We start from the raw sequence: 7,068 nt of genomic DNA on the forward strand, positions 1-7,068 counted from the left end.
AAATGGATATTAAAGACGGCTTTGTCGGCACAGTAGGGAATACACCTCTAATTCGGTTAAATAGCTTCAGCGAAGAAACAGGCTGCGAAATCCTGGGAAAAGCTGAGTTTCTTAATCCTGGCGGTTCTGTAAAAGACCGCGCCGCCCTCTATATTATTCAAGATGCTGAAGAAAAAGGTTTACTCAAGCCCGGTGGTACGGTTGTCGAGGGAACCGCTGGTAATACGGGTATTGGTCTAGCGCATATTTGTAATGCTAAGGGATATAAGTGCCTAATTATCATTCCTGAAACTCAATCCCAAGAGAAAATGGATGCTTTGAGGACACTAGGTGCTCAAGTGCGTCCGGTTCCGGCTGTACCCTATAAAGACCCCAATAATTACGTTAAGCTATCTGGACGAATTGCCGAAGAGATGGAAAATGCGATTTGGGCAAATCAGTTTGATAATTTAGCGAATCGACAGGCACATTACGAAACCACTGGACCGGAAATTTGGCAACAAACCAACGGTAACGTTGATGCTTGGGTGGCGGCGACAGGGACAGGGGGAACATTCGCTGGGGTTTCCCTGTTCCTGAAAGAAAAAAATCCCCAAATTAAATCGATTGTGGCTGACCCCATGGGGAGTGGGTTGTACAGTTACGTGAAGACGGGGGAAATTACTACAGAGGGTAATTCGATTACGGAAGGGATTGGTAACAGCAGAATTACCGCCAATATGCAAGGGGTTCCCATTGACGATGCCATTCAAATTGATGACAAAGAAGCCGTGCGGGTGATTTATCAACTGCTGGAAAAGGATGGTTTGTTCATGGGCGGTTCTGTAGGAATTAATGTCGGTGCCGCCGTAGCTTTAGCCAAAGAAATCGGACCTGGGCACAGGATTGTTACGGTGCTTTGTGATAGCGGTTCCCGTTATCAATCGCGGCTTTATAATCGGGAGTGGTTGGCGCAAAAGGGGCTGTTACCTGAAAGTTAACAGTACATGATAAATCTGTAGAGACGCGCCATGGCACGTCTCTACAATGGCAAAAGGCAATTCAAAATACAGGTTTTGATGGATTTGTCAATCTTACTGCATTACTCTTTTTCTTCTACCTTTTTTGCACGGGACATCATATCATTTTGTCCCCTGAGTGAAGCGTTGCACAGTTAATTGGATGGCTAAAGCGACTAAACCAACAGCCACGAGACTAAAGACAGCCGTGGCGAGAGTACTGATACCAACAACTAAAGTACGAACCGCGATCGCAATATTAACCGCCGTCACATTCCCAGAGGGTAGAGGTTTATTCGCCAAAGTTTGAGCAATTGTCATCGTCAGCCAGTAACCTGCGATCGCGAAGGAACCCGATATCAAGGCTGAAGCCAAGCAGCGCCAGGGACTCGGTAACGTTTGATCGGTAGTCGTGGGTTGGTTATCGGGATTAGTCGTCATGAGTCTGATATCCTTTGTCATTGATCTTAGTACGAATGTCACCGAGGGTTCAGCCACGAGCCAATTATCCTTATTATCCTTATCATTGAAGAGAATTTACTAGAGTTCAGCCTTCAGGCATCCCCAGTCCGTATCTAAAACATCTATGCAAATTTCTCCAGAAAAAGCCGTCGATATCCCCACCTCAACAGTTGAGCAAATAACGCTAGATGTTGGCGGGATGAAATGTGCAGGCTGTGTCAGTGCGGTGGAACGACAGCTAGAACAGCAACCTGGGGTGATTGCTGCCCGGGTCAACTTGGTTACAGAAGTGGCTGTGGTTGAGTATGAAGTCGGTCAAGCTGATCCCGCCGCCCTAGCGGAAAAATTAACCGCGACAGGGTTTCCCTCCCAACCCCGTTATTCCCAAGCAGGAGAAACTTCAAAAGAACACCTCACCCCGACTCAACGCCATGAACAACAGGCAAAGGAACAACTGCGGCAATTAATAATTGCGGGTGTTCTAGTCATTCTCTCGACCATCGGACATATCGGTCATTGGTTTAATGGACCAATGCTACCTGTGTTTAGCACGATCTGGTTTCACTGGGGACTGGCAACCTTAGCACTCCTTGGACCTGGACGTCCCATTATCAGCGATGGCTGGCGCGGATTGCGGCATCAAACCCCGAATATGAACACCTTGGTGGGACTGGGAACCTTGGCGGCTTATGCAGCTAGCTGTGCGGCATTCTTCTTGCCTGAATTAGGCTGGGAATGCTTCTTTGATGAACCCGTGATGTTACTCGGCTTTATCCTGCTAGGGCGTACCTTGGAACAACGGGCAAGGCGTCAGGCATCAGCTGCTTATGAATCATTATTGGCATTGAAGCCCAAGGTAGCCCGGTTAATTGGTAAATCCACACCCGCCGCCACAGAAGTGGGCATCGAAATTCCTGTGGAACAAGTTCGTGTGGGCGAGTGGTTGCGCGTTTTGCCGGGAGAAAAAATACCCGTTGATGGCGAAGTGATGGCGGGTCAGTCGTCGGTAGATGAGTCAATGTTGACAGGGGAACCCTTACCTGTCCTCAAGCAACCCGGAGATCTGGTTACGGCTGGCACATTGAATCAATCGGGTGCGATCGCGATTCAAGCGACGCGCATTGGACAGGAAACCACCTTAGCGCAAATTGTCGCCCTGGTGGAAGAGGCGCAAACGCGCAAAGCACCGGTGCAGAATTTAGCGGATACAGTCGCCGGATATTTTACCTATGGAGTATTGACAATAGCCATCCTCACCTTCCTGTTTTGGGATCTGGTTGGGACAAAAATCTGGACTCAGGTGCTAGGGGAAGGAGACTCGCTGATGGGTGATTCAATATCACCGTTACTATTGAGCTTAAAATTAGCGATCGCGGTATTAGTGATTGCCTGTCCCTGTGCCTTGGGATTAGCAACCCCGACAGCAATTCTAGTCGGCACCAGCCTAGGGGCAGAACGGGGCTTATTGATTAAAGGAGGTGACATCTTAGAACGAGTCCATCGCCTCGATACCATTGTCTTTGACAAAACAGGTACTCTAACCCAAGGAAAACCCACTGTAACCGATTGTCTGTCTATTAGGGAATGGGCAGATGAGGAGTACACAGGAGGTGTACAGGAGAAATTATCCCAATCTCCAATCAACACTCAACACTCAACACTTCTACAACTTGCCGCAGCAGCGGAACGAGGCACAAATCATCCCCTCGCAGAAGCGATTTGTACAGCGGCGGCACAACAACAACTCCCCCTATTAGCTGCCCAAGATTTTTATACCGAAGCTGGACTAGGAATATCTGCCCTCGTCGAAAATCAACGGGTATTACTGGGGAATGAAGACTGGTTACGTCAGCAAGGTGTGACCATTAATGATACCGCCCAAGCACAAGCCCAACACTTAGCGGCTGTGGGTAAAACCGTGGTGTATATCGCCGTGGATGGAGAATTGGCTGGACTCCTTGCTTTAACAGATTTACCCAAACCCGATGCTAAAACAACAGTCGAACAGCTACAGGCGATGGGACTGCGCGTGATGCTGCTAACCGGGGATCAACTGGATGCCGCAACAAGGGTGGCACAACAGCTTGCCATTGATCCAGCCAATGTTATGGCAGGTATCCGTCCCGATGGGAAAGCAGCCGCTATAGCACAATTGCAAGCCCAGGGAAACTGCATCGCCATGGTTGGAGATGGAATTAACGATGGTCCAGCCTTAGCCCAAGCTGATGTTGGTATCGCCCTGCAAGCGGGAACAGATGTTGCCCGGGAAACGGCGGGAATTATTCTCATGCAACCTAGCGCTACCAGTCCCCAAGCTGGCGGCTTGATGGATATTGTCAAAGCCATCAAACTTTCTCGCGCTACCTTTAACAAAATTCGCCAAAATCTCTTCTGGGCTCTAGGATATAACACTTTGGGTATTCCCGTAGCGGCAGGTGTACTGTTACCTGGATTTGGTATCGCTCTCAATCCGGCTGTAGCGGGCGCATTGATGGCATTTAGTTCAGTCACTGTCGTCAGTAACTCTTTGCTATTGCGTCGGGGTTGGAACTCCACCGGGGTGATTCACCAGTAGAGAGCATGTCACCTTTGTCGGTTGGGTAGAGCGTAAGCGTTACCCAACAGGCTCACCCCCTTGCGTTGGGTTTCGTTCCCAAAACCAAACCGACAAGAACGTTTTGCACTGTTCCCCGTTGCCCGTTCCCATAAATTACCCTTGCCAATGTAGTAGAATACGAATTAATGGTAGTGGTAAATGCTTCGCCCGTACACCCCATCATAAAAACCAGAGCAAGCTATTGTTGTGATAGCCACATTGAGAAAGTTTTATAGGGTAGCGATGGTGAAAACCTCTGCGTTTTAACCAGAGGATGAAACCGAGCGAAGCGTTCAGCGTAGAGACGCGCCATGGCGCGTCTCTACTTTAGTCGCCAGTCTAATCTATCCTGACAACACTCAACTAATAGTGTAGTATAGTGTTAGAAAGCATTGCAGAGGTCGAGCAAATGTTTACTTTAATTTACGAGTTTAAACTGAAACCAACTAGCGCCCAGATAGCTACTTTTGAAGAGTGGCTAGAGCAATGCCGCAGGGTATACAATTATGCTTTAGCTGAGCGCAAAGATTGGGTTAATTCTCGTAAGAGTCCGGTAAACGCTTGCTCGATTAAACACGAGTACATCATACCAGCAGATCAACCCGCGCCTAATTACAATTCCCAAGCAGTAGCACTAAGCCAAGCTAAAAAGAATATTCCTGCACTTAAGCAGGTACACTCGCAAGTCTTGCAGCAAACTTTAAAGCGGTTGCAGTTAGCATTTGAGGGAATGTGGAAGAATGGGCGGGGATTCCCACGGTACAAGAAAGCAGGTCGAATGAGGTCATTCGTGTTTCCATCAATGGGAGCAGATCCTATTGATGGTAAGTATGTCAAGTTACCTAAGATTGGGCTAGTTAAATTCAACCAATCCCGCCCAATACCTGGCGACGCCCTCATTAAACAAGCGCGGGTCGTGAAACGGACATCCGGCTGGTATGTACAATTAACTTTGCAATGGAAAGTAGAGTGCGATTCGTTCCTAGGGAAATTCATAGCCTAGGGTGAGTAAAAGGGAGAAGAAAACAAGCTTCTAAGGCACTCCCATAAGTAACTCATAACTCTTTCCTTGATGCGGGTTAAAGTCCCGCCCATCTAGGGTGATGTGACTCCCAATCTACCCACACCGAGTAAGCCTGGAATCTTACAGAGTGAAGCTGGGAATAGGGCGCAATCAGAGCTGAAGCAGATAAGGCACACTGGCGCTAACGGGGAGACGATACGGATAAACAGGTTCTAGAAAAGTGTCTTATCCATAAGTCACAATCTGGAAAATATGTGAACTTCGCCCTCTAATTCTCGCTCTGTTATTCTACTGACAAGAGCAACCCGGAGAAGAGGGTAGGCAAAATGAACCGTCCTAAGTCGTCAGTCAATCGGGAAAAGGGAACGAATAAAAACAACGTTTGAGTCTGAGGAAAAGGTCGAAACCTCAGTAGGCGAGACAGGACGCGGAACTCTCAAATGTTGGGTAGGACAGACCGTAATTGGTCTGAGGCGTTCAGAGTAGATAAACCGAAAGAAGAGTATGGTTAGGCACAGCAACAATGCTAGTGAACTTTGGAAAACATTACCGTGGAAGAAATACCGCCGTAATTTATTCCGCCTTCAAAAGCGAATCTATAAAGCAGTCCGAGTTGGAGACAGGCGTAAAGCGCGGTCTTTGCAAAAGCTGGTACTGAAGTCCTTAGCAGCCAGATTACTGGCAGTCCGTCGAGTGACACAACTAAATGCTGGCAAGAAAACAGCAGGTATAGATGGCAAGACCGCACTCACAATGCGGGAAAGAATAGCCCTAAGCCTTGAACTCAAGGAAAAAGCAACCAATTGGAAGCATCAGAGACTACGCGAAATACCCATTCCGAAAAAGGACGGGAAAACACGCATCCTCAAAGTGCCAACCATTGATGACAGGGCATGGCAGTGCCTTATATACTTCGCCCTCGAACCAGCACACGAGGCAACTTTCCACGCCAAGAGTTACGGATGTAAAGGCTGAGAAATTAGCGCCAGTGGTTAGAGGATGGAGGAATTACCATAGGTTCTGCAAAATGGATGGGTCTAGGCACTCCCTATACTTCATCCAGAAAAGAGCATTTAAGGTGTTCAATAAAGAAGCTAATAAGAATCGCCACTCCAGCAAGAAATTGCTGAACAAAGCGTTCCCTAGCGTTCCATACTCCGAAAACAAATGGATCAATGTCAAAAGTGAAAAATCACCTTATGATGGAGACTTAACCTATTGGAGTGAGCGTAACAGCAAGCTCTATGACGGTATTACCTCTAAAGCCCTCAAACGGCAAAACCATAAGTGTGGATACTGTGGGATGAAAATGACCAGTGAGGAAAAAGTACATCTACACCATGTAGACGGAAACCACGACAACTGGAGGAGTAAAAACCTCCTAGCTGTCCACCAAAGCTGTCATCAACTCCACCACATGAGCTGTCCCAGAACGTCGGGAGCCGGATGCAGGGAAACCTGCACGTCCGGATCTAACAGAGAGGGGCGCGGGATAATACCCGCCCTCGACTCTACCTGTACCGGAAATCAACCCGACTGGTACATCAATAGGAATAGATGTCGGTATTAGTCATTTTGCCGCTGTGTCTAATGGGCGATTGTTCCCCAATCCAAAACCGTTTAAGCAACTAGAAAGCAAGCTTAAATCGCTGCAAAAAAAGGTATCTAACAAACGGTTTGGGTCAAACAATCGCGTTAAAGCACAAGTCAAAGTAAGCCGACTACATGAGCGGATAGCCAATACCCGTAAAAACTACCATTGGGAGCTAGCCCATAACCTTTGTGATTGGGCTGACATGATATTTGCTGAACAGCTCAACCTCAAGGCACCATCTAGAGGCTTCTTGGCTAAGCACTGCCTAGATGCGGGGTGGGGTCAATTCCTAGATATCCTTTCTCAATGTTGTGTTAAGCGGGGCAAATACTTCCAGAAAGTACCCGCCGCAGGCACAAGTCAAACTTGCCCCAAGTGCCTAAAGGAGACGGGC

At 47.9% G+C, this 7,068-nt stretch carries 4 protein-coding genes and 2 pseudogenes; 5 read left to right on the top strand and 1 reads right to left on the bottom strand.

Translation table 11 applies throughout. The features are described from left to right. Nucleotides 1–2 precede the first annotated feature (2 nt). Nucleotides 3–980 (top strand): cysteine synthase A, encoded by a 978-nt coding sequence (locus RLO19_RS10200; protein ID WP_446356066.1) that lies wholly within the window; start codon nt 3–5, stop codon nt 978–980. A 141-nt stretch (nt 981–1,121) separates the two neighbouring features. Here the strand turns inward: RLO19_RS10200 and RLO19_RS10205 are convergent, their stop codons facing one another. Then, a complete protein-coding gene (locus RLO19_RS10205; RefSeq protein WP_446356067.1) occupies nt 1,122–1,439 on the bottom strand; it encodes a DUF3082 domain-containing protein in 318 nt (105 codons plus the stop codon). 145 nt (nt 1,440–1,584) lie between these two features. Between RLO19_RS10205 and RLO19_RS10210 the strand changes: the two genes are divergently transcribed. The 4 genes and pseudogenes from RLO19_RS10210 to RLO19_RS10225 form a co-directional block, all read left to right on the top strand. Next, entirely contained in the window at nt 1,585–4,035 is a 2,451-nt protein-coding gene (locus tag RLO19_RS10210) for a heavy metal translocating P-type ATPase (RefSeq protein WP_446356069.1), read from the top strand. 430 nt (nt 4,036–4,465) lie between these two features. Next, nucleotides 4,466–5,026: pseudogene (locus tag RLO19_RS10215) on the top strand (RNA-guided endonuclease InsQ/TnpB family protein); the annotation flags it as partial. A gap of 558 nt (nt 5,027–5,584) precedes the next feature. Further along, nucleotides 5,585–6,515: pseudogene (locus RLO19_RS10220) on the top strand (reverse transcriptase N-terminal domain-containing protein); the annotation flags it as partial. Between the two features lie 91 nt (nt 6,516–6,606). After that, on the top strand, nt 6,607–7,068 hold a 462-nt coding region (locus RLO19_RS10225; RefSeq protein WP_446356073.1), incomplete at its 3' end, for an RNA-guided endonuclease InsQ/TnpB family protein.

The organism is Coleofasciculus sp. G2-EDA-02, assembly GCF_040226375.1.
Taxonomy (GTDB): domain Bacteria; phylum Cyanobacteriota; class Cyanobacteriia; order Cyanobacteriales; family Coleofasciculaceae; genus Coleofasciculus.

What these genes read in the sequence shown, in the direction of transcription:
- RLO19_RS10200 (WP_446356066.1), top strand. Translation starts at nt 3, where the DNA reads ATGGATATTAAAGACGGCTTTGTCGGCACAGTAGGGAATACACCTCTA.
- RLO19_RS10205 (WP_446356067.1), bottom strand. Translation starts at nt 1,439, where the DNA reads ATGACGACTAATCCCGATAACCAACCCACGACTACCGATCAAACGTTA.
- RLO19_RS10210 (WP_446356069.1), top strand. Translation starts at nt 1,585, where the DNA reads ATGCAAATTTCTCCAGAAAAAGCCGTCGATATCCCCACCTCAACAGTT.